Genomic DNA, 21,811 nt, shown 5'->3' on the forward strand with positions numbered 1-21,811 from the left:
CGGATGCGTCCGGCGGCGGGCGGGTTTTAGAGGCAGCGCCGCGCCAGGTAAAGAGCGCTGATTGACCTGGCCGTCAGGAAATGTCGCCAGAGATGTCGAAGGCCGGTCGTCAAGGCTTGCGAACATCGCCGGCATGGCTTGGAATCCCCGACATGGAAGACGCATCCCCCAGCCGAACCGCCCTGCGCGTCGCACGCTTGAGGGCTCTCCATCAGGTTTCACCAGAGGCGGCGCTGTTTCGCGACCCATACGCGATTGCGATTCTCGGTGAAGGTGCTCCCGTCGAGCAACAGCTTGCGCAAGAGGATGCCCACAGCCAGCGTATGCGCCTGTTCGTGGTGGCGCGCGCCCGCATTGCCGAGGATTGGCTGGCGGCGGCGGTGCGTCGTGGCATCCGCCAGCTCGTCGTGCTCGGTGCCGGCCTCGACACGTTTTCGCTGCGCAATCCGTACCCGGATCTCTTGGTGTTCGAGGTCGATCATCCGGCAACCCAAGCCTGGAAACGCAGGTGCATCGCCGATGCCGGTCTTGCCGAACCGCCCACCACCACATTCGTGCCGGTCAATTTCGAGCGGCAGCGTCTGTCCGAGGAACTGGCATTGGCCGGCTTGAAGTCGACCGAGCCAAGCTTCTTCATTTGGCTGGGGGTCGTGCCATACCTGACGAAAGGCGCGATCTTCAGCACGCTGTCCTACATCGCCACCACCCCGGGTTCGGAGGTGGTGTTCGACTACAGCGAACCGTATGAGAATCGCGATGCGGCCGGACAGGCCGCCCTGGCTTTCTACGCGGCACGCGTCGCCTCTGTCGGCGAGCCGTGGATCAGCTTTTTCGTCCCTGGCGAACTGACGAAGTCACTCCTCGACCTTGGATTCGATGAAATCGAAGATCTCGAAAGCAGCGATATCGCCGCCCGTTTTTCCAGGGCACCAAGGCGAGCGCCAACCAACTCCGGCGGCCACATCATCCGCGCGCGCCGATCGGCGACAGCGGCCCCCTGAACGTCGAAGCCGGGCTGAACCTCTGGTCGCACACACCATCATGGTGAAGCGTCTTGCCGCTCGCGGCGTCGAGGATCAGCGTACACTGCACGTCCCCAAGCGGCGCCGATTGCGCGCGCAGCGGAAATCCCAGCAGCCAGGCGAGCAGGAACAGGATTCCGGCAAGGATGAAGGGAAGACGGTCGAAATTACGCATTTGATGCTCGCTCCAGAGGGGTTCGCAAGCGGCTTAGCGAGGTCTCTTGTCTCGATTTTGTCTCAAATGCGCAGTGTTTGTGCAGCTTCGCGTTAACCCTACCGGATCGTAAACACAAAGCTTGGCACCTCGATCAGCCCTGCGCCCGGCCGCGCTTGTTGCCGATCCGCCAATACCGCCAGGGTGCGAACCAGACGTAGCGATCCGCCAGCACCTCCGGCACAAGGTCGATGCCATGCGTCCCGAAGGGCCCACAGCGCAGCACCCGGAAAAATCCCATCCAGCCGCCGGCCCACAGGCCATGGCGGGCGATCGCCTCATGCGCATATTCGGAGCAGGTCGGCAGGTGCCGGCAGGAATTGCCGACAAAGCCCGACAACGTCAGCTGGTACAGGCGCACAAGCGACGTGCCCAGGAGCCGGCCGGGGGTCTTGCGCCACGGGCCGGCCCAGTTGCGGCCACCCTTTGGCGCTCCGGCAATATGCCCATGCTGGTGGCCCACCGCAGTCTCCGCTCCAGAGCATGATCCCGAAAGAGGGAACCGGTTCTCTCGGACAAACCAAAACTGTTTGTCCACAGATCATGCTCGATACAATCGCGTTTCCCACGCGATAGATGTGGGCTTCGGCTGGAGAACGCAATCCCTTTTGCCCACTCGCCATGCCATCAGGGTCGGGAACGGCGAAACGGCTGCCGGCCAGCCGAAGGCGCCCACCGAACAGGACTGACCGGCTCTTCGCAGCGCTTTGCATGCGGTCTGCCGTCACGCCATTGGAACGTTACGATCCGCATGACATCGCCAAAGATGCTCAAGATCTGGATCATGACCGTGTCTCCTTTGACGCTGATTAGACCGCTGCTGGCCTTCGCCTTCAAACGAGTATAATTTCCACTTCGGATAATCCTGGGTTATGCGAATGAAGCGCGGACGCCTGCCGCTGACGGCATTGAGGAGCTTCGAGGCGGCAGGCCGGCATCTGAGCTTCAGCAAGGCCGCCGAAGAGCTTTTCGTTTCGCAGGCGGCGATCAGCCGGCAGATCCGCGAGCTCGAAATCTTCCTGCGCCGGCCCTTGTTCGAACGTCACCATCGCCGCGTCGAACTGACCGACACCGGCCGCCGACTGCTGGATCAGCTCGTCAGAAGTTTCGACGCCATCGACACCTTGCTTGGGGAACTGGTGGCGACGCCGGCGCAGTCCGTGGTTCGCGTCAGTGTCGAGCCATCGCTTGCATCCATGTGGTTGGTACCCCGGCTCAATCGGTTTCGCGAATTGCGGCCCGATATCGACGTTTCTCTCGAAGTGGATATAAGGCCGATCGATTTCCGCGGCGATCAGCCCGAACTGGCCTTGCGCTTCAGCGCGCATGCCACTTCGTGGCCACGCAGCGAAGCCGAGCGACTTGCCTCGACAGCCGATTCACCGGTGCTGTCGCCGGCATTGCTCGCCTCTGGCCCTGCCCTCGAGAAGCCGATTGACCTTGGCCGCTACACGCTTTTGCACGAGGAGAACCGTCAAGGTTGGGCGCGCTGGTTCGAAGCGGCTGGCGTTCCCGCCGATGCCGTGCCCGCGCGCGGTCCTATCCTGGCGGATACGTCGCTTTCAAGGCAGGCTGCCCTGCTCGGGCACGGCGTGGCGCTGGGCGATCTCTTGCAGATCGGTGGAGAAATCGCATCCGGCGCGCTGATCAAGCCGTTCGACATCGACGTCGCATCCGGCGCGTACTGGCTGGTGGCCAGGAGCTTGCGCGATCTCTCGGAGCCAGCCGCCGCGTTCGCCGACTGGATACGAAGCGAATTTGCCGAAAGCAGACGGGCGCTGGAAGCGCGGGTTTGAGCCGGTTCCTGGTCCAGGCTCCTGCTACTTGCCTTCAGGCCGCTTCTTCGGCGCGCTTCTTCTCGATCTGGCCGATCGCGTCGACCACGGCGTCGAAGGTCAGCATGGTCGAGGCGTGCCGCGCCTTGTAGTCGCGTACCGGTTCCAGATATTTCAGGTCCGCGAAGCGGCCGTCAGGCGGGGCGCCATTTTCCTTCAGCATCTTGAGCATGGTGTCGCGCACCGCGCGCAATTCCTCGGCGCTCGCGCCGACGACGTGCTGGGCCATGATCGAGGATGACGCCTGGCCGAGCGCACAGGCCTTCACGTCGTGGGCGAAGTCGGTGACCACGCCGTCCTCCATCGTGAGGTCGACGGTGACGGTCGAGCCGCACAGTTTGGAATGCGCCTTTGCAGTCGCGTCAGGATGGTCGAGGCGGCCGATGCGGGCGATGTTTCCGGCAAAACCGAGAATTTTCGCATTATAGACGTCGTCGATCATTATTTTCCAATCCGTCGCCGCCAAGCGAACAGCGATTGCCGCTGTCGTGTCTTCCTTTCGCTCGTCATGACCTTATATAATGCTGGCAGTCCGGTATCGACAAGACAACGAAAGCCAGTGTCCTTGCCGGGAAGTTCACGCCACTTACGGGCTGGAAACCGGGCAAGTTTCTGACACCGAAAGGTCGTGGTCCGTTCAACTCGTTCCTCCACCGAGAGGGACTACGGGAGACGCCTTTATGGATGCCGTCATCAAGAAGCTCATGCCCCAGTCAGCCTATATGGAGAAGCCGGTCACCGACCGGCCGAGCGAAGCCGAAGTCGAGGCCGCCGTGCACACGCTTTTGCGCTGGACCGGCGACAATCCGGACCGCGAAGGGCTGGTCGACACGCCGAAGCGGGTGGCCAAGGCCTTCCGCGAAATGTTCGGCGGCTACGACATGTGCCCGTCGGAAGAACTCGGTCGCACCTTCGAGGAGGTCGCCGGCTATGACGACCTGGTCATCGTCAAGGATATCCAGTTCCACTCGCATTGCGAACACCACATGGTGCCGATCATCGGCAAGGCGCATGTCGGCTACCTGCCGGACGGCAAGGTCGTCGGCCTGTCCAAGATCGCGCGTGTGGTCGATATCTTTGCCCATCGCCTGCAGACCCAGGAGGCGCTGACGGCGCAGATCGCCGGCGTCATCCAGGATGTGCTCAATCCGCGCGGCGTCGCCGTGATGATCGAGGCCGAGCACATGTGCATGGCCATGCGCGGCATCCGCAAGCAGGGCTCAACCACCCTCACCTCGACCTTCACCGGCGTCTTCAAGGACACGCCCGAAGAGCAGGTTCGTTTCGTCACAATGGTGCGCGGCGGCGGGGCTTAAGCCCCTAGCCAATATCGCTAGATAAGGACCGGCGATGTCGGCACTGGAATTTCCGAAAGCTCCCTCGGACAAGAAAACGTTGGAGGAAGGCGCGGTGTTTTCACCGCGCTTCGACGCAGCCGGCCTCGTCACGGTCGTCGTCACCGACGCCGAAGACGGTGTGCTGCTGATGGTTGCGCACATGAATGCGCAAGCGCTGGCGCTGACCCTGGAGACAGGCATCGCCCACTACTGGTCACGCTCACGCAGCGCGCTGTGGAAAAAGGGCGAAACGTCAGGCAATTTCCAGCATGTCGTCGAGATGCGTACCGATTGCGATCAGGATGCATTGTGGCTGCGCGTCAAAGTGTTGGGCCACGACGCAACCTGTCACACGGGCCGACGTTCATGCTTTTATCGGACGGTGGGGCTGGTCGACGGCAAGGGGACGCTTGTTGACGACGGCAGCAAGCCGTTGTTCGATGCGGAAACCACGTATCGGAAACCATCAGCTTGAACCTTCTGCCTGACCCAAGTCACATAGATTCACCATTTCGATACGGCCCGCCCTTATATTAGCCGTGGGACAAGGGAGATCATGATGCTCGAGTGGGCGTCATTGCGTAACAAACCAGATGTCAGGGAGGCCAATGGCCTGTCCTCGTCGGGCGGCGCATCCGAAACAAAACCACCAAGAAAAACCGGTATTTCGCTCGCCCTAGGCGGCGGGTGCGCCAGAGGCTGGGCGCATATCGGCGTGCTGCGCGCGCTCGATGAAGCCGGCATCGAAGTGTCGATGATCGCCGGCACGTCGATCGGCGCGCTGGTCGGCGGCTGCTATCTCTCAGGCAAACTGGACGAACTGGAAGAATTCGCCCGCAGCCTGACCAAACGACGCATTTTTGGCCTGCTCGATCTCAACCTGCGCGGCAGTGGCCTGTTCGGCGGCATGAAGCTCGACGCCCGGCTGCGCGAGCACATGGCTGGCATTCGTTTCGAGGACCTGGCCAAACCGTTCGTCGCAGTCACCTCCGAAATTCGCACCGGCCACGAAATCTGGCTGTCGAGCGGCTCATTGATCACCGCGATGCGCGCCTCCTATGCGCTGCCCGGCGTGTTCGAGCCGGTGAATTGCAACGGCCGCGTGCTGGTCGACGGTGCGCTGGTCAACCCGGTGCCGGTTTCGGTCTGCCGCGCCTATGAGCAGCCGCTCGTGGTGGCGGTCAATCTTCACTATGACCTGTTCGGCCGCGCCGCCGTCATCAAGCACAGCGCCGGCGAGCTGGTCATCGAAAAGGATGCGCCGCGGCCGGGCCGGGTCGATCCCGAGCACCATTCGCATCAGACGCGGCTCGGCATCACCGGCGTCATGGTCGAGGCCTTCAACATCATCCAGGACCGCATCTCGCGCGCCAGGCTTGCCGGCGATCCGCCCGACATGTCGCTGCAGCCGAAGCTCAGCCATATCGGCCTGACCGAATTCCACCGCGCCGACGAGGCGATCAGCCTCGGCTATCAGGCAACGATGGCGCAGATCGGCGAACTGACCCGCCTGCAGTCCGTTCTCGCCTGATTCATGTCTTCCAAGGCAAGGAAACAGGCTCTTGACGCGCGCCGACCAACACGAATGGCGCCAGGCGAATTTCGGAAGCAAATTCGATCCTAGCTAGGCCGCCCCACGGTGACCTTACGCACGCGCCGCGTCGATGATGCGAAACTGCACCGTGCGGTTGCCGTTCCAGTAATTGCCCGACAGCGAGCCGGCGACATGCACGGTCTTGCCCCGGTTCTTGAACAGGAATTCTCCAAGTGCGGTATCGACGGCGCGAAAGGCGATCGCCTGGATACGGCCGCCACTTTCCGACTGCAGCTCGACGCGTATGTGGTTAGTGCCAACCGGCCGCGCATCAGCAAGCCGGTGACGCGGCAGCACGAAGACCGGCGCTGCATGCCCGGCGCCGAATGGGCCGGCTTTCTCCAGCGCGTCGAGAAGGCCGAGCGTCGCGCCTTCGGCGGCAAGCGCCCCATCGATCGCCAGGCTTTCCTCGCCTTGCAGGCGGAACACGTCGGCCGCCGCTCGCTCTTCGAAAAACGCCCTGAGCTCGCCAAGCTTCGCCCGCTCCACTGTGATGCCGGCCGCCATGCCGTGGCCGCCGCCCTTGATAATCAGCCCGGCATCGGCCGCCTCGCGCACCAGCCGGCCGAGGTCGAAGCCCGATACGGAGCGGCCCGAGCCGGTACCTGTGCCGCTGGCATTGAAGGCGATGGCGAAGGCCGGCCGGCGCGCATGATCCTTCAGCCGTGAAGCGAGCAGGCCAACAATGCCCGGGTGCCAGTTGTTGCTGGCGGTGACGACAATGGCCGGGCCGTTGCCGCCGGCAAGTTCGGCATCGGCCTCGGTGCGGGCTGCCGCCAGCATCTCCTGCTCCATCATCTGCCGTTCCTGGTTTAGCCGGTCGAGCGTCTCAGCAATGGTGCGGGCCTCGACCGGATCGTCGGTGGCAAGCAGGCGACTGCCAAGCGCGGCATCGCCGATGCGCCCGCCGGCATTGATGCGCGGGCCGATCAGATAGGCGAGATGGAAGGTGCTAATCGGCTCGCCGATGCGCGACACCCGTGCAAGTGCAGCCAGCCCTTCGTTCTTCTGCTGGCGCGCCATCTGCAGTCCCTTGACCACGAAAGCACGGTTGACGCCGATCAGCGGCACCACGTCACAGACGGTGGCAAGTGCGGTGAGATCGAGCAGGGAAAGCAGGTCCGGCGGCGTGGCATCTACTGTCCGCCCGCGCAGGATCTTGGCCGTCTGCACAAGGGCGAGGAAGACCACGCCGGCGGCGCAGAGATGGCCCTGTCCGGAAAGGTCGTCATCGCGGTTGGGATTGACGACGGCAACTGCCGCCGGCAAGGCACCGCCGACCTGATGGTGGTCGAGCACGACGACATCGGCGCCGGCTGCATTGGCGGCGTCGATGGAAACGGCGCTGTTGGTGCCGCAATCGACAGTGACGATCAGCGTCGCGCCACGCGAAACCAGTTCGCGCATCGCATCCGGATTGGGACCATAACCCTCGAAAATACGGTCAGGGATGTAGATTTCCGACGGTACCGAGAAATGCGCCAGGAACCGTTTCAGCAAGGCCGACGAGGCAGCGCCGTCGACATCGTAGTCGCCGAAGATCGCCACCTTTTCCCTGGCCATCACCGCAGCCGCGATGCGGGCCGCCGCCTTGTCCATGTCGGTCAGCGACGCCGGATCCGGCAACAGGTCACGGATCGTCGGATCGAGAAACCGCTCGGTCTGCTCGGCGGTGACACCGCGACCGGCAAGCACCCGCGCGACGATGTCGGGCACGCCGTGGCCTTGCGCGATGGCGAGCGCGACCATGTCCTGCCGCTCGGTCAGCCGGTGCTCCCAGGAAACCCCGGTAGCCGATTGCCTGACATCGAGGAAGAGGCGTTTGTCGCCGGTCATGCGGTTTGCCAACTCATGGTTGGCCGCAGGATAGTGCATGTCGCCTAAAAGTGCGCAGCGGTTTTGGGACAACGACATGCACAGGCAACAGCCTAAAGCAGGCAAAGCCAAGCGGTTCGCGGTGATGCGCCGTCGCGGGAGATGCCAAGAAAACTACGCTTTCCGCTTTTCAGCCTGGCGCCGAAGCCATTCGTCGGCCGCATCGCCCATGGTCTTGTACACACCGTCCTTGAGCCAGGCCATGAACGGCCGGTCGAACCTGAACGCATCGCCACATTCGCGGGTGAAAAAGCGGCGCACGTTCTGTGTGTTGCGATAGGACTTCGTGACAGCGGTGGCACGCGAAATCGCATCCGCATGCCAGTCGAACGGTTTCATCCTCAAATCCTTGCGGCCAGCGTCATCCGACGCAGCCACAGGGCTAACAACTGCGATGCTGGTCCGCAAGCGCCCAAGCCAACAACGGGAAGAAAGCTAGAACTTATCCAGATCCTGGTGCCTGGCCTTGATCTCGCGCACCGTCCGCGACGACGAGCGCAGCACGATCGTGTGGGTGGTGATGGTGTTGCGGCCGAACTTGACGCCGGCAAGCATGTTGCCGTCAGTGACACCGGTGGCCGCAAACAGCACGTCGCCGCGCGCCATGTCTTCCGTCCGATAGACCCGCTTCGGATCGGAAATACCCATCTTCGCGGCGCGTGCCACCTTTTCCGGCGTGTCGAGGATCAGCCGGCCCTGCATCTGCCCGCCGGTGCAGCGCAACGCCGCCGCTGCCAGCACGCCCTCCGGTGCGCCACCGGTGCCGAGATAGATATCGATGCCGGTTTCATCGGGATCGGTGGTGTGGATGACGCCGGCGACGTCGCCATCGCCGATCAGCCGGATCGCGGCACCCGTGGCCCGTACGGCGTCGATCAGCTTGGTGTGGCGTGGCCGGTCGAGGATACAGGCGGTGATGTCCGACACCGCGACGCCCTTGGCGCGGGCGAGGCTGGCGATGTTGTCGGCCGGCGAGGCATCGATATCGATGACGCCGTCGGCATAGCCCGGACCGATGGCGATCTTGTCCATGTAGACGTCGGGCGCAAACAGCAGGCTGCCCTTCTCGGCGATCGCGATGACGGCGAGCGCATTGGGCAGGTTCTTGGCGCAGATCGTCGTGCCTTCGAGCGGATCGAGCGCAATATCGACCGCCGGGCCTTTGCCCGAGCCGACTTCCTCGCCGATATAGAGCATCGGCGCCTCGTCCCGCTCGCCCTCGCCGATCACCACCGTGCCCCTGATGGCAAGCCGGTTGAGCTCCTGGCGCATGGCATCGACGGCGACCTGGTCGGCCGCCTTTTCGTCGCCACGCCCGCGCAGCCTGGCGGCCGCGACGGCGGCGCGTTCCGTGACGCGCACCAGCTCCATGGTGAGTATCCGGTCAAGGCCGGCGACAATGTTCTGGGCCACGTTCATCTGGCAATTTTCCTCGTTGATATGCGGCCTCCCGCCGGAGGCGCGTCTCTTTTGTCAAACGAGCATGACAACGGCAAGACCTCACGGGATTTTTGTCGAATAGCCAGCAATATCAATCGATTAAACCGCATTCTTGAAACGAGGCCGGCCCGGTCGTAAAGAACCGGGCCGGCTTGTAAAGTGGAAAATCGAGCCGCTGCGGCCTAGAAAACCGCAAGGTATTTGAGCAGTGAAATGATGCCGATGATGATGACGATGATCTGGGCGATCTGTCTCATCCGGGCGTCCAGCGGCAAGCGCTGAACCAGATAGAGAACGAGGATGATGACGAGGAACGTGATCAGGATGCTGATCAACATCGATGAAGCCATGGTGCCCTCCTGGCAATAAAATGCTGAAAATGAGCCGGCAAGGCCGGCTCCATCACTCCGCGGTCAATACCAGCGGCGCGAGTTGTCGTTCATCGACTGGCCAATGGCGAGGCCGGCAAGAAAGCCGAGCAGGCCGATCACGCCGATCACAGCCGTCGTCGTACCAGGATTTTCGCGCGCGACATCCGACACCGCCTGCGCCTGGCTGCGCAACTGTTGTGCGGTTCGCGACGCGCGGGCCGCGGCTGTATCGTACAAATCCGAAGCCTGCTCGCTGGCGTCGTCGAGCATTTCCGCGCCCCGCGCCGAAATGCTCTTGTTGATCTTGGTGATCTCCTTGCGCAGTTCGGCGATCTGCTTTTCCAGCGTCTTCTGGATGTCGTCGATGTGAGGGCTGTCGGACTTGTTGGTATCGGCCATGAAGCGGTTCCTTTGGTTGCTGACCAAGGAAACGGCGCCCAAGCGAATTCGTTCCGGTCGGTCGTGGCTGCTTGCCACCAGACCGACGCGCAATACCGGCGGGATTCCTGTCCCGCGCGGCGACCTGAAGAGAGAAGCTACCCTGCCCGCTCGATGCGGATGACCTGCGGCTTGTCGGTCAGATGGCCATCCTTGGTGATGCCGTCGACGGCTTTGCGTACGGCGGCCTCGGTCGTCTCGTGCGTCACCAGGATTACCGTCTTCTGCGCCGCCGCCTCGCCGTTGACCGCGTGCTGGACGATCGATTCCAGCGAAATGTCGTTGTCGGCCATGCGCTTGGCGATCGCGGCAAAGACGCCGATGCGGTCATGCACGGTCAGCCGGATGAAATAGCCGCCGGCATGGCTGCGCATCTGCGCCTTCTTGTAGGGTTTCAGCTCCTTCGCCGGCCGGCCGAAGACCGGACCATGTTGGAAGCCGGGCCGGCTCTTGGCGATGTCGGCAATGTCGCCGATGACGGCCGAGGCCGTGGCGTTGCCGCCGGCGCCGGGGCCGGAGAGCAGCAGTTCGCCCAATATGTCGGTCTCGATCGCCACCGCATTGGTGACGCCGTGCACCTGCGCGATGACCGAGGCGGTCGGCACCATGGTCGGGTGCACACGCTGCTCGATGCCACTGTCGGTGCGCTGGGCAACGCCCAGCAGCTTGATCCGGTAGCCGAGATCGCCGGCCGCGCGGATGTCGGCCTGGGTGATGTTGGAAATGCCTTCCATGTAGATGTCGTTGGCAGCGATTTTTGTGCCGAAGGCAAGGCTGGTCAGGATCGACAGCTTGTGCGCGGTGTCGTGGCCCTCGATGTCGAAGGTCGGATCGGCCTCGGCATAGCCGAGCCGCTGCGCGTCCTTCAGGCAGGCGTCGAACGAGATGCCCTCGGCCTCCATGCGGGTCAGGATGTAGTTGCAGGTGCCATTGAGGATGCCGAACACGCGGTTGACCGAATTGCCGGCCATCGCCTCGCGCATGGTCTTGATGACGGGAATGCCGCCCGCTACCGCCGCCTCATAGTTGAGCAGCACGCCGCGCTTCTCGGCGATCTCGGCCAGCGCCACGCCATGCTTGGCCAGCAGCGCCTTGTTAGCGGTGACGACATGAAGGCTGGCTTCGAGTGCCGCCTTCACCGACGACCGCGCCGGCCCCTCATCGCCGCCGATCAGTTCGACGAACACGTCGATTTCGGCTGTCTGCGCCATCTTGACCGGATCGTCGAACCACTTTGCCGAGCTGACATCGACGCCGCGATCGCGTTTCTGGTCACGCGCCGAAACCGCAGTGACGACGATGTCGCGCCCGCATTGCCGGGTCAGTTCCGCCGCCTTGTCGCGCAGCACGCGCGCCACGGACGCGCCAACCGTGCCAAGACCGGCAATTCCAACACGCAATGCTTCAGCCATGGCCGGCGACGTCCCTCAAGTCAGATCGAAATTGTCTGCGGCAAACTTACCGGTGAGCGGAAAGCGGCACCACATTGTTGGGTTGCTTGGCGCTGGCCGATAGGAAGCGCTTGATGTTGCGCGCCGCTTGCCGGATCCGGTGCTCATTCTCGACCAGCGCCACGCGCACGAAATCGTCGCCATGTTCGCCGAAGCCGACACCGGGCGCCACCGCCACGTCGGCGTGTTCGATGAGCAGCTTGGAGAATTCGAGCGAGCCGAGATGACGGAACGGCTCCGGGATCGGCGCCCAGGCAAACATCGATGCCGCGGGGGCCGGAATGGTCCAGCCGGCGCGTCCGAAGGCATCGACCATCACGTCGCGGCGCTTGTGGTAGATGTCGCGCACCTCGGCAATGTCGGCGCCGTCACCGTTGAGCGCGTGTGCCGCCGCCACCTGGATCGGCGTGAAGGCGCCGTAGTCGAGATAGGATTTCACCCGGGTCAGCGCCGAGATCAGCCGTTCGTTGCCGACCGCAAAGCCCATGCGCCAGCCGGGCATGGAGAAGGTCTTGGACATCGAGGTGAATTCGACACAGACGTCGATGGCGCCCGGCACCTGCAGCACCGACGGCGGCGGATTGCCGTCGAAATAGATCTCCGAATAGGCAAGGTCGGACAGGATGATGATGTCGTTCTTCTTGGCGAAGGCGACGACGTCCTTGTAGAAATCGAGCGAAGCGACCAGTGCCGTCGGGTTCGACGGATAGTTGAGGATCAGCGCCAGCGGCTTCGGGATCGAGTGGCGGACGCCGCGCTCGAGCGCCGGGATGAAGCCGTCGTCCGGCTCGACCTGCAGCGAGCGGATGACGCCGCCCGACATGATGAAGCCGAAGGCGTGGATCGGATAGGTCGGGTTGGGGCACAGGATCACGTCGCCAGGCGCAGTGATCGCCTGTGCCATGTTGGCGAAGCCCTCTTTCGAGCCGAGCGTCGCCACCACCTGCGTGTCGGGGTTGAGCTTCACGCCGAAGCGCCTGCCATAGTACGCGGCCTGGGCGCGGCGCAGGCCCGGAATGCCGCGCGACGAGGAATAACGATGCGTACGCGGATCGCGCACGACCTCGCACAGTTTGTCGACGATGGCCTTGGGTGTCGGCAGATCCGGATTGCCCATGCCGAGGTCGATGATGTCGGCGCCGCGCGAACGGGCGCTGGCCTTGAGCCGGTTGACCTGCTCGAAGACGTAAGGCGGAAGCCGGCGAACCTTGTGAAATTCTTCCATGGCAGTTCCAGACAGCAAAGGGGCCAGATATCTAAGGGCTTTGGGCGCGCGCTATATACTTATTTGCAGGTAGGGTCGAGGGCGGGATCGCATTTGCCTTCGATCTGCTTCAGCGTTTCGTCGCCATGCTTTTTGGCAAGATCCGTGAGCGCCGCCTGGTCGGCCACGTCGGGCTTGCCGTTCTTTGCCGCCTGCGCGCTCTCATCGGCCTTCAATTGCGCGAGCTTGGCGTTCTTCTCGGCGTCGGTGAACTGCGGCGCCGCCACCTGCGGCTTGATGTTCAGGTTCGGAAAGGTGCCGGTATCCTTCGCCCCCGTCACAGGCACCGGGCCGCTGGTGCTGGAACAGCCGGCAATCCCAATGAGGACGATTGCCGCGCCAATGCGGCAAAAACGTCCGGCGCCGAAAAAAACAGTCTCGCCAATGTTAATCGTCATATTGTTTCCTTGGCAGCCGCGGTAGAGCGAGATTGGACCCCGTCGGATGTCCCATGTTAATATGTCAAGAAAACGCTTCGGGAGGAACCCCGCGAACCATGTCCAAGACACCCGATTCGGGCAAAGCGGAAGATGACGAGCCTTCGACCGTCGAGCAATATCTGGTGAAGGACCCGGAACGCTTCGCCCTGAACATGGCGCGCATGATCGAGCAGGCCGGCAAAGCGGCCTCCGCATGGGCCGAGCCACGCGAAAAAGGCGATGTGCGCGATCACGTCGCCGAGCCTGTCGTCGACATGGTGAAGACCTTCTCCAAGCTCAGCGAATACTGGCTGTCCGATCCGCAGCGCGCGCTGGAAGCGCAGACGCGGCTGTTCTCCGGCTACATGACTGTCTGGGCCAACGCCATTCAGCGCACCAGCAACGCCGCGGAAGCCACCGAAGATGCCGTGAAGCCGGAACGTGGCGACAAGCGCTTCCTCGATCCCGAATGGGGCCGCAACGCCTTCTTCGATTTTCTCAAGCAGGCCTATCTCGTCACCTCGCGCTGGGCGGCCGATCTGGTCGAGCACGCCGACGGTCTGGACGAGCACACCCGCCACAAGGCCGGCTTCTACGTCAAGCAGGTGGCCAACGCCATCTCGCCGTCGAATTTCATCCTGACCAACCCGGAACTGTTTCGCGAAACCGTCGCGTCGAACGGCGAGAACCTGGTGCGCGGCATGAAGATGCTGGCCGAGGACATCGCCGCCGGCAAGGGCGACCTGAAGCTGCGCCAGGCCGACTACTCGCCCTTCGAGATCGGCCGGAACATCGCCACCACCCCCGGCAAGGTAGTTGGCCGCAGCGACGTCGCCGAGATCATCCAGTACGATCCGGCGACCGAAACGGTGCTCAAGCGACCGCTGCTGATCTGCCCGCCATGGATCAACAAGTTCTACATCCTTGATCTCAACCCGCAGAAATCCTTCATCCGCTGGGCGATCGAACAGGGCCACACCGTCTTCGTCATCTCCTGGATCAACCCGGACGAGCGCCACGGCACTAAGGGCTGGGAAGCCTATATTCGCGAGGGCCTGCAATACGGCCTCGACACGGTCGAGAAGGCCACCGGCGAACGGGACGTCAACGCGATCGGCTATTGCGTCGGCGGCACGCTTTTGGCGGCGGCACTGGCGCTGATGGCGCGGGAAGGCGACGACCGCATCAAGTCGGCCACGTTCTTCACCACGCAGGTCGACTTCACCTATGCCGGCGACCTGAAAGTGTTCGTCGACGAAGAGCAGGTCGCGGCGGTGGAAAAGTCGATGAGCGAAAAGGGCTACCTCGACGGCACCAAGATGGCGACCGCCTTCAACATGCTGCGTTCGGGCGACCTGATCTGGCCCTATGTCGTCAACAACTACATGCGCGGCAAGGATCCCCTGCCCTTCGACCTGCTTTACTGGAATGCCGATTCCACCCGCATGGGCGCGGCCAATCATTCGTTCTATCTGCGCAACTGCTACCTGGAGAACAACCTCTCGCAAGGCATGATGGAACTGGCGGGCCACACGGTCTCGCTCGGCGATATCACCATCCCGATCTACAACCTCGCCTCCAAGGAAGATCACATCGCGCCGGCGCTTTCGGTGTTCCTCGGCTCGAAATACTTCGGCGGCAAGGTCGAATACGTCATGGCGGGGTCGGGCCATATTGCCGGGGTCGTCAATCCGCCGGCATCCAACAAATACCAGTACTGGACCGGAGGGACGCCTACGGGCGACTTCGGTGAGTGGATAGCCAAGGCCACCGACCATCCCGGATCGTGGTGGCCGCACTGGCAAAGCTGGATAGAGGCCAAGGACAACACCCGCGTTCCGGCCCGCAAACCCGGCAAGCATATGAAAACCTTGGGCGATGCCCCCGGCACCTATGTGAAAGTGCGTGTGTAACGGACTGTAATGTCTGGTGAGTTGACGGACCGGCAAAAGCGGGCGAAATGGTGTCGTCAACCACCGCGCGGCCGTAATTCGGCAATAACTGCAAAAATACTTCCAGGCTTGCGGATTTGACACAGGTCTCGTTTCCGGATCGGAGACAACGGTCACTTGGCACCGATATCAGGGCCGCGCCAAGGATATACCGACCGGACATCGAGGGGGAATTTGACTTTGAAATCAGCAGGATGGAGCCTCGCAAAGGGAGAACGCCGCGCCGTCGTGGCAGCGCTCTGCTCCCTGCTTCTGGCCTCCTGCACCTCTGCCGGCGACCCGACGATGTCGGTTGGAATGCCCGGCTACAATGCCACCGCATCGGACATAAGCGCTGCCTCGAATGGCAAGTCGACCACCGTCGTCGATTCGACGCAGACCACGACCGAGCAAACGACCGTGATGACGGCAAGCGATACGGCACTCCCTGAAAAGGTCGCCTATGTGCCCGTGGCCAAGCCGCAGGCCGCCTTTCCGCTGACCACGCCGGCTGGCACCGAGACCATCGCGGGACAAACCCCGCAGTCCCTGCAGCAGCCGGCGCAGACGGCGCAGCAGAACGACGCGGTTGCCCAGCAGATCGCCGCCGCCGATGCCGGCGTGAACGCGCCGAAGCCAGCTGCCGCCCCAGTGTTGGACAATGCGGTCTACGTGACGGCAGGCGAGATGCCGCAGGCCGACGCGCCGAAGAAAAAAGGCTTCCTGGCCTCGATGTTTGGCGCCACGCCCGCCTCGGCCGCGCCTTCGCCGCTCATCAACACGAGGTCGGGCGACCAGCCCGCGGCGCAGGCCAAGCCGGCGCCAGCAGCCATAAAACCGATCATCACACTGGCCTCGGCCGATTCCACGGCAAAGCCGCTGCAGTTGGCCTCGACCGGTGGCGAGAGCGGCCACATCACTGGTAGCGATGCGCTGCCCGGCGTGCGCCAGACAGCCCTGTTCGAGATCAAACGCAAATCCGGCCTCGATGACGAGAGCGACGTCGACCTCAACGAGGACGAGGGTCCAATCGGCGGCTCCTATCAGGTCGCGTCCGCCGCCGGCATGGCGCGGTTGGCGCCCAACGGCTTGCTCAAGCAGAACGAGAGCGTCGATGTGGCTTGCCTGAAGCCGTCGCTGGTCCGCGTGCTGAAGACGATCGAAGGCCACTACGGCCGCAAGATGATGGTGACATCAGGCTATCGCGATCCGGCCCGCAACCGCCGCGCCAATGGCGCGAAGAACTCGCTGCACATGTACTGCGCCGCCGCCGACATCCAGGTTCCCGGCGTTTCGAAATGGGAACTGGCGAACTACATCAGAAGCATGCCGGGCCGCGGCGGCGTCGGCACCTACTGCCACACCGAATCCGTCCACGTCGACGTCGGCCCCGAGCGCGACTGGAACTGGCGCTGCCGTAGGCGCAGCGGTGGCGGCGACGGCTAATAGCGGAGCGGCGCCGCGTCGCTTCGCTCCTTGCTCCGCCCGTGGATGACGAAGCGCGATAGGCGTCTCCGCCGATCGCCAAGGCATGTACCCTGCGCGGACCAAAGTCTTCCCTGCCTTGCCCTTGCCCACTTTGGCAGGGCCGCCACTCGGCATAATTGGCGGCACACCGGCGCCTTGCCAGGCGCGACAACATCCCTGTTTTGGCAGGCTGGAAAAAAGTTGTCCAAGGCGGCACCTGACGGGTTGCCGGTTGGGCACAACGCCAGTATAAGCCGCTTCGTCTGAGCGCGCCCATCGTCTAGCGGTTAGGACACCGCCCTTTCACGGCGGTAACAGGGGTTCGATTCCCCTTGGGCGTACCAGACTTTTCAAGCACTTAGTGGCTCCCCCCTCGTCCGTCGAATATCCGCCGAATAAACGTCCGCGAATTTGCGTGGACGGCACCTGGTTGATTCCGCCGACGTTCCTGCGACTACCGGTAGGTCCGTGCGACATGGACGTGATGTGAAGAGCAGGCCAGGGTCGCTCTCAAACTGTAAAGTCAAAGCCCGCCACCGTCAGGCAGCGGGCGCACAACTATTATGGCTTGGGTGCCGATGATAGGGTCGCGGCCATTCGCGCGGAGGACGTGTCAAAATGCACAGGAACGATCGATGGCAACTTGTTCGCGATTTTCTGGCTAGGCATAAACTCGGGGCTATCAGCACTGTAAATCCGGATGGGTCTCCAGAGGCAGCCGTCATACAGGTGACGTTGGGCGAGGATCTCAACATCGTGTTCGACAGTTTTCCTGGAAGTCGGAAGCTGGCAAATATCGAACGAGACAGCCGGGTCGCCATGGTGATCGGTTGGGACGAAAACGTCACCGTTCAAATTGAGGGCCGGGCCCGGCCTGCCAAGGCTGACGAAGAACAGCGGTTAAGGGATGTTCACATAGCGAACTGTCCGCTTGAAGCAGAGTTTCTGAAGCAGGGGGCACAACTATTCACAATTCTGCCCCGCTGGATCCGCTACTCTGATTTCCGGGGCGAACCAATCGTGTTTGAGCTTACCGGCGGCGACTTGTAGGTTTGGAGAATGATCCGGCCCCAGTCAGAAAGCCCGCCACAGTGAGGCAGGCAACCGGCATGATGGTGGGCCGCCCCCAGCCTAATTTTACTCCGCAAGCGTTTCTTCGGGCGGCGGTGTCAACACGGTGATGTCCATTCTGGCGATTCTCGATGCAGCGCCACCCTGCGCGTTAGGATCTGTGTCGCCTGTTTCGGCAGCCATTGCCTTGGCGCGATGTCCTACGCTGTCGGCGCTCTTGCCTGGCGCGAATCCTTCGACTGTTTCTGGCTTTGTCGCTTTCAGTTGAGTGTCAGGTACCTGCCGATGCTGACTTGCAATAGCCGAAACCATAGCTCCCTCCTTTGGTGAGGACATGATGGTATCTGCCATGGCTGTTGCGAGACTTACCATGCGGAAGGCCCGCCACCAGAGGCAGCGGGCTTCACTATTCTCATCGGGAATTTTGATCAGATCACCCGCAGCGTTTGAACGATCTGCTGCGCAAGGCGTATGTTTGTCGTCTGCTGCTCGTTGAAGTCGGTATCGTGCTGCTCGCCGCTGTGACACCAATCAATCGCGTGCGTCTTGACGCAATAGCCCTGAGAATCGTACCCATCTTGCGTCACGCCAAAAGCCCACACTAGGCAGACCACGCGCCTAACTGCCGACCAGCGGCACTGTAACCGTGGTCGCATAGTTGATCGGGAAATCGCTGAAGTAGGGGAAGTTGATGGCGAAGGCATAGGTGGCGGTCACATGCGCCATGCGGAAGCCACCGCTCGCCGGATCGATGGCGATCGTGACGTTCACATCCTTCAAACCCAGGGCCTGCAATTTCTGTGTGGCGATGGACTGGATGTCGGCCTGGGTCAGCGTGTTCTGAAGCTGCAGCGAGCGTGATGATGTCTCCAGCGTATAGCGAACGCTGGACACCGAGTTCATCGCCCAACCGAAGGCGAAGATCCCGAACAGTAGCATGACGAGAAAGGGCGCGATCAGCGCGAATTCCAACCCGGTGCCACCCGATCGATCCCGTCTGAATGCGCCTGCCCTAGCGGACACGGATCACCTCCGAGTGGCCGATGACGCTGGAGCCGGAAAAAACGCCGAAGGTGAAGGGCGGCACCCAGGTGGCCGATGCCTGGATCTGAACATAGACGGATGGCACCTTCGGCCCACTGCACAATGCGGAAGCATCGACCACGGTCGTCCCGCACATGTAAATCCGGCTTAGCGTGACCTGGCCATCCGAGGGCCGCTTCTCCCAGCTCGAAATGGCAACGGCCTGGGTCGCCGTATCATTGGTCGATCCTCCCATGACCAGGTTCGCGGCGGTCTTCACGCCGGCGCGCATCGACATCGAGTTCGTCATATAGGACCAGCCATCGGCGATGCCGAGCAGCGCCACACACAGGAAGGGCAGGACCATCGCGAACTCTACCGCGGCAACCCCGGCTTTATCGCGCAGCATCGGCATCGATCGGCGTTCCATGGAGGCTACTCGACCAGCGCCACGGACTGCGTGGCCGGAATGTCGCGCATTCCGAGGCTGGTGCAATCCTGATTGATGGTTGAGTTGCCCGACCATTGGATCGTGTCCGCAACGACCTGGGTGCATCCGTTCTGGCCGGAGAAGTTGCCGAGATAGTTGACCTGCTGCTTGGGGAAATAAAGCGCGCCCGTCAGCAGCGAAGTCGCCGTGCCGTTGAAGGTGCTCTGTCCGCCTATGCTCGTTCTGTCACCATACATCAGCACACCGGAATAGGTACCGGACGTCGGTGCGCTCAGGGAGACGTTGGCGTTACCGTTCATCGACACGCGCGAGGAGCCAGCGAGGTAAATGGTGACGCCGTCACCGGAGACATTGGCGTTCGCATTCACCTTGAAATCGCCACTCTGGATGACATAGACGCCGGGCTGCAGCGTAACTGTGCCGCTGAGGCTGAGCCCGCTGCAATAGGTGCCGGGTTTCAGCGTCGACTTGTTGGCGTTCTGGCAAGGGTTCGAGGCCGCGGGCGCCGGCAGGTCGGAAAATGGGTCGGCGGCCGGCAATGCCTGGGTGATCGGGGCCGCGCAGACGGTCGTGACGGGATTGCTGAGAGAGACGCCGCCCGCCGTTATCAGGCAATCGGCCTGGAGCCCCGCCGAGCCCTGAAGCTTGATGGCGTCAGACGCGATCGAGTTGGACATGACCGAGCAGCCGATGAGCTTGACGCTGGTGTTGCCGGAAAATAGTGCCGCCTGCGAAGCCGACGGATCGAGCGCGAGCACGCAGGCCTTCGAAGCATTGGTGATGAGGGCCACCGCCCTCGCCTGTTCGGGAACCTGGCCCTGCGTGAAGAGCGAGGTGAACATCCGGTCGAGGTTCTGGCCGACGATGACCTCGACCGCCTTCTTCGCCGTGTTCGGCCCGGATGCTGGCGGCGTATTGACGACGATCGTACCGGAGCCCAGTCCATTTGATGCGGCCGACTGGGTTGCGGCCGCGACGATCGTCGGCTTGTCGGAACCTGAGATCTGTTCGAGCGCGCCGGCATAGGCAGCGGCATCGGCGGTCGCCTGCAGCCTCAGGCTGTTGTAGTACCAGTAGGAGGTTTCCACCCCGAAGCCTGCAGCACCGACGACGATCGGCAAGGTCAGGGCGAAGATGGTGGCGACGTTTGCGTTCGTACCCCGGCAAAAGCCGTTCGCTCTAAGCCGAACTCGGGTAAAGCAACTGAGGGTCATGAAATAGATTAGAAAACATGCATATATGAACGAAGGGCTAAAAAGTTCGGTTCATTTTTGAGCAGTGATCTATTGGCTTCCAAAACAAGCTGTGTGTTGGCTAATCAACGCGCACAGGACAGCTCGGTGAGCAAAAGCTCGCGCCCGGAGATAGTTTACCATTTGCTAATAGGGCAACTGCGCAGCGAGTTACACGTGCCCCGGCTTGCCGGATGGCCCGGACTTCAAGCGGATAGAATCGGTGTCGCCCCGGCGGCCGCTCTGGCCGACATCTCGCGCTGTACGGCAAGGAAGAATCTGCGCACTTCATCGCTGGCCGCTATTTTGTCTCTGCCGGATCCGACAACGAGATCGAGCAACTCCGACGCCTTGGCCCTCCAGAACGAAGTGGCGGTATCGCCATGCAGGTTGTCGAGTTTGGCGGCGACTTCCCTCACCAACACTGTTTGACGATCAATCGGGAATGCGCGGACTTTTTCTGGGGACATCTTCCGAACCATGAACTGACGCAACGAATCAACCATTGCTGAACAAGCAATGGCGTAGCCGCGAATGTGGAAACGGAAGCTTAACGGCGCTGGCATTGACGCGTCCAGATCCGCCCCCGGCATCGCCGTGTGCGTTCAAACGCGATCGTCGGCATTTCAATTGGGGCAGGTGAAAACGGTGGACGGCCCTCAAGCCTGCAGCGTTCTCGCCTCGCCGCCACGCTTGCGCGGCATCATCATGTCCTTGGCCATCAGTCCGCTTGCACGACAAAACGCCATGAACGCCCGGCAGGCGTCTTCGGTCTTGACCACGTCCACCGTGGCGCCAAAGCAGGCGTTGAACGCCTTCTGATAGATCGGGCCCTGACGGCGCACAGGCCAGCCCTGAAGAATATCGAGCGCCTGTTCGACGCTGTAGATCTCCTCGACCGGCAGGCCGGGCGCGGGTGCTATGCGCACCGGAACCTCGAATTGCAGTCTGTCCATGTCCCTATCTCCCGAACCGGCGTCCCTACGCTGTTCGTCGTCAAAAGTTGCTTCGACCGCCTTTGGCGCAGAAATGTGTCGTCACTGCGGTCGCGACCCCTTTGTGATCGCGACCGCGCCAAGGGCCGCCAGGCTTACTGGTTCGCCGGATCCGTCTCAGCGTCGAAAGCCATGCGGGTGGCGGCGATCAGCACAAATACGGTCGGCACGGCGAAGAGGCCCCCGAGGACAAGTGCCGCCATTTCCGACAGCCCGAGCGTCTCGGCAACCGCCCAATAGACGGTTCCGATGCAGATGAGCGCCTGGACGGAGAGAAACGCGGCAGCCGAGGCAGCGCGCGACAGGGTTTTGAATGTCTTGATGCGTTGTTGCATTGAAATGGTTCCGGAAACGACGCGCCGCGCGACCGGTGCACGGCCG

25 protein-coding genes, 1 tRNA gene and 1 pseudogene are annotated in these 21,811 nt (G+C 62.4%); 9 read left to right on the plus strand and 18 right to left on the minus strand.

Annotation, left to right across the window (positions count from 1 at the left end):
- The first annotated feature begins 152 nt into the window (after positions 1–152).
- On the plus strand, positions 153–1,001 hold the full coding sequence (locus AC1D08_RS24485) for an SAM-dependent methyltransferase (protein WP_477424256.1): 849 nt from the start codon (positions 153–155) through the stop codon (positions 999–1,001).
- Here AC1D08_RS24485 and AC1D08_RS24490 read toward each other — a convergent pair.
- Both AC1D08_RS24490 and yidD read right to left on the minus strand, forming a co-directional pair.
- A pseudogene (locus AC1D08_RS24490) lies at positions 976–1,197 on the minus strand (class D beta-lactamase); the annotation flags it as partial. The gene AC1D08_RS24485 and the pseudogene AC1D08_RS24490 sit on opposite strands and share 26 nt — an antisense overlap.
- Before the next feature lie 133 nt (positions 1,198–1,330).
- Positions 1,331–1,699, minus strand: a complete 369-nt coding sequence (gene yidD / locus AC1D08_RS24495; RefSeq protein ID WP_457154066.1) for a membrane protein insertion efficiency factor YidD — start codon at positions 1,697–1,699, stop codon at positions 1,331–1,333.
- Between the two features lie 415 nt (positions 1,700–2,114).
- Here yidD and AC1D08_RS24500 point away from each other — a divergent pair, with 415 nt between their 5' ends.
- Entirely contained in the window at positions 2,115–3,032 is a 918-nt protein-coding gene (locus AC1D08_RS24500) for a LysR substrate-binding domain-containing protein (protein ID WP_457154067.1), read from the plus strand.
- Between the two features lie 34 nt (positions 3,033–3,066).
- Here the strand turns inward: AC1D08_RS24500 and AC1D08_RS24505 are convergent, their stop codons facing one another.
- On the minus strand, positions 3,067–3,513 hold the full coding sequence (locus tag AC1D08_RS24505) for an iron-sulfur cluster assembly scaffold protein (RefSeq protein WP_457154068.1): 447 nt from the start codon (positions 3,511–3,513) through the stop codon (positions 3,067–3,069).
- Positions 3,514–3,751: 238 nt separating this feature from the next.
- On the opposite strand from AC1D08_RS24505, the gene folE reads away from it, so the two are divergent.
- The 3 genes from folE to AC1D08_RS24520 all read left to right on the plus strand — a co-directional run bounded on the left by folE (position 3,752) and on the right by AC1D08_RS24520 (position 5,939).
- Positions 3,752–4,387, plus strand: coding sequence for a GTP cyclohydrolase I FolE (folE, locus tag AC1D08_RS24510; protein WP_457154069.1), 636 nt, complete (start codon positions 3,752–3,754; stop codon positions 4,385–4,387).
- Between the two features lie 34 nt (positions 4,388–4,421).
- Positions 4,422–4,883, plus strand: coding sequence for a phosphoribosyl-AMP cyclohydrolase (gene hisI / locus AC1D08_RS24515; protein ID WP_477415928.1), 462 nt, complete (start codon positions 4,422–4,424; stop codon positions 4,881–4,883).
- Positions 4,884–4,967: 84 nt separating this feature from the next.
- Positions 4,968–5,939 carry a patatin family protein gene (locus AC1D08_RS24520; RefSeq protein ID WP_457151863.1) on the plus strand — a complete coding sequence of 324 codons (972 nt, stop codon included), beginning with the start codon at positions 4,968–4,970 and terminating at the stop codon, positions 5,937–5,939.
- 114 nt (positions 5,940–6,053) lie between these two features.
- Here AC1D08_RS24520 and recJ read toward each other — a convergent pair whose 3' ends face one another.
- The 8 genes from recJ to AC1D08_RS24560 all read right to left on the minus strand — a co-directional run bounded on the left by recJ (position 6,054) and on the right by AC1D08_RS24560 (position 13,239).
- Positions 6,054–7,838 (minus strand): single-stranded-DNA-specific exonuclease RecJ, encoded by a 1,785-nt coding sequence (recJ, locus tag AC1D08_RS24525; protein WP_457151850.1) that lies wholly within the window; start codon positions 7,836–7,838, stop codon positions 6,054–6,056.
- A 153-nt stretch (positions 7,839–7,991) separates the two neighbouring features.
- The gene (locus AC1D08_RS24530; protein ID WP_457151851.1) at positions 7,992–8,216 is read right to left on the minus strand and encodes a DUF6434 domain-containing protein; all 225 of its coding nucleotides are present in this window, start codon (positions 8,214–8,216) and stop codon (positions 7,992–7,994) included.
- 96 nt (positions 8,217–8,312) lie between these two features.
- A complete protein-coding gene (gene glpX, locus AC1D08_RS24535) occupies positions 8,313–9,296 on the minus strand; it encodes a class II fructose-bisphosphatase (protein ID WP_095087840.1) in 984 nt (327 codons plus the stop codon).
- 203 nt (positions 9,297–9,499) lie between these two features.
- Positions 9,500–9,667, minus strand: a complete 168-nt coding sequence (locus AC1D08_RS24540; protein ID WP_095087838.1) for a Thivi_2564 family membrane protein — start codon at positions 9,665–9,667, stop codon at positions 9,500–9,502.
- A 63-nt stretch (positions 9,668–9,730) separates the two neighbouring features.
- Positions 9,731–10,087: a hypothetical protein gene (locus tag AC1D08_RS24545; RefSeq protein ID WP_457151852.1), complete on the minus strand. Its 357-nt coding sequence runs from the start codon at positions 10,085–10,087 to the stop codon at positions 9,731–9,733.
- Positions 10,088–10,224: 137 nt separating this feature from the next.
- Entirely contained in the window at positions 10,225–11,538 is a 1,314-nt protein-coding gene (locus AC1D08_RS24550; protein WP_457151853.1) for a homoserine dehydrogenase, read from the minus strand.
- A gap of 46 nt (positions 11,539–11,584) precedes the next feature.
- A complete protein-coding gene (locus AC1D08_RS24555; protein WP_184873813.1) occupies positions 11,585–12,802 on the minus strand; it encodes an LL-diaminopimelate aminotransferase in 1,218 nt (405 codons plus the stop codon).
- A gap of 59 nt (positions 12,803–12,861) precedes the next feature.
- Complete coding sequence (locus AC1D08_RS24560) at positions 12,862–13,239, minus strand: hypothetical protein (protein ID WP_457151855.1); 378 nt, start codon at positions 13,237–13,239, stop codon at positions 12,862–12,864.
- A gap of 98 nt (positions 13,240–13,337) precedes the next feature.
- Between AC1D08_RS24560 and AC1D08_RS24565 the strand changes: the two genes are divergently transcribed.
- From AC1D08_RS24565 to AC1D08_RS24580, 4 genes are all read left to right on the plus strand, one after another.
- Positions 13,338–15,173 (plus strand): PHA/PHB synthase family protein, encoded by a 1,836-nt coding sequence (locus tag AC1D08_RS24565; protein ID WP_477415938.1) that lies wholly within the window; start codon positions 13,338–13,340, stop codon positions 15,171–15,173.
- A gap of 213 nt (positions 15,174–15,386) precedes the next feature.
- Positions 15,387–16,637: a YcbK family protein gene (locus tag AC1D08_RS24570; protein WP_457151857.1), complete on the plus strand. Its 1,251-nt coding sequence runs from the start codon at positions 15,387–15,389 to the stop codon at positions 16,635–16,637.
- Between the two features lie 290 nt (positions 16,638–16,927).
- Positions 16,928–17,002, plus strand: a tRNA-Glu gene (locus tag AC1D08_RS24575).
- Between the two features lie 274 nt (positions 17,003–17,276).
- Positions 17,277–17,708, plus strand: coding sequence for a pyridoxamine 5'-phosphate oxidase family protein (locus AC1D08_RS24580; protein ID WP_457151858.1), 432 nt, complete (start codon positions 17,277–17,279; stop codon positions 17,706–17,708).
- Between the two features lie 87 nt (positions 17,709–17,795).
- Here AC1D08_RS24580 and AC1D08_RS24585 read toward each other — a convergent pair whose 3' ends face one another.
- From AC1D08_RS24585 to AC1D08_RS24615, 7 genes are all read right to left on the minus strand, one after another.
- Positions 17,796–18,080 (minus strand): hypothetical protein, encoded by a 285-nt coding sequence (locus AC1D08_RS24585; protein ID WP_457151859.1) that lies wholly within the window; start codon positions 18,078–18,080, stop codon positions 17,796–17,798.
- Between the two features lie 267 nt (positions 18,081–18,347).
- Positions 18,348–18,752 carry a TadE/TadG family type IV pilus assembly protein gene (locus AC1D08_RS24590; RefSeq protein WP_457151860.1) on the minus strand — a complete coding sequence of 135 codons (405 nt, stop codon included), beginning with the start codon at positions 18,750–18,752 and terminating at the stop codon, positions 18,348–18,350.
- Positions 18,742–19,167, minus strand: a complete 426-nt coding sequence (locus AC1D08_RS24595) for a TadE/TadG family type IV pilus assembly protein (RefSeq protein WP_246461618.1) — start codon at positions 19,165–19,167, stop codon at positions 18,742–18,744. The genes AC1D08_RS24590 and AC1D08_RS24595 overlap by 11 nt, the downstream gene beginning before the upstream one ends.
- A gap of 20 nt (positions 19,168–19,187) precedes the next feature.
- Positions 19,188–20,417 (minus strand): pilus assembly protein TadG-related protein, encoded by a 1,230-nt coding sequence (locus tag AC1D08_RS24600; RefSeq protein ID WP_477424261.1) that lies wholly within the window; start codon positions 20,415–20,417, stop codon positions 19,188–19,190.
- 224 nt (positions 20,418–20,641) lie between these two features.
- Positions 20,642–21,001 carry a DUF6074 family protein gene (locus AC1D08_RS24605; RefSeq protein WP_457155587.1) on the minus strand — a complete coding sequence of 120 codons (360 nt, stop codon included), beginning with the start codon at positions 20,999–21,001 and terminating at the stop codon, positions 20,642–20,644.
- A 93-nt stretch (positions 21,002–21,094) separates the two neighbouring features.
- The gene (locus tag AC1D08_RS24610) at positions 21,095–21,391 is read right to left on the minus strand and encodes a DUF982 domain-containing protein (protein ID WP_457155586.1); all 297 of its coding nucleotides are present in this window, start codon (positions 21,389–21,391) and stop codon (positions 21,095–21,097) included.
- 134 nt (positions 21,392–21,525) lie between these two features.
- The gene (locus tag AC1D08_RS24615) at positions 21,526–21,765 is read right to left on the minus strand and encodes a hypothetical protein (protein WP_477398056.1); all 240 of its coding nucleotides are present in this window, start codon (positions 21,763–21,765) and stop codon (positions 21,526–21,528) included.
- Positions 21,766–21,811 lie beyond the last annotated feature (46 nt).

The organism is Mesorhizobium sp. P2_E6 (genome assembly GCF_056403835.1).